Source organism: Neisseria sp. P0008.S010 (genome assembly GCF_051962715.1).
In the GTDB taxonomy this organism is placed as follows: Bacteria; Pseudomonadota; Gammaproteobacteria; order Burkholderiales; family Neisseriaceae; genus Neisseria; species Neisseria elongata.
On record NZ_JBQCVA010000217.1, the window covers coordinates 1 to 336 of the forward strand.

The 336-nt window shown below is 50.6% G+C and carries 1 rRNA gene; it reads left to right on the forward strand.

The features are described from left to right. Positions 1-336, forward strand: a 16S ribosomal RNA gene (locus tag ACTHSL_RS13290); the annotation flags it as partial.

Here is a 336-nt window from a genome sequence, read left to right on the forward strand (position 1 = left end):
GATGTGTATAAGAGACAGCCTACGGGAGGCAGCAGTAGGGAATATTGCGCAATGGGGGAAACCCTGACGCAGCAACGCCGCGTGAGTGAGGAAGGTCTTCGGATTGTAAAACTCTTTTGCTAGGGAAAAATGACTTAGCGGTTAATACCCGCTAGGAGTGATGGTACCTAAAGAATAAGGACCGGCTAACTTCGTGCCAGCAGCCGCGGTAATACGAAGGGTCCAAGCGTTGTTCGGAATCATTGGGCGTAAAGCGCGCGCAGGCGGATCAGTAAGTCAGGTGTGAAATCTCGAAGCTCAACTTCGAAACTGCGCCTGAAACTACTAGTCTAGAAT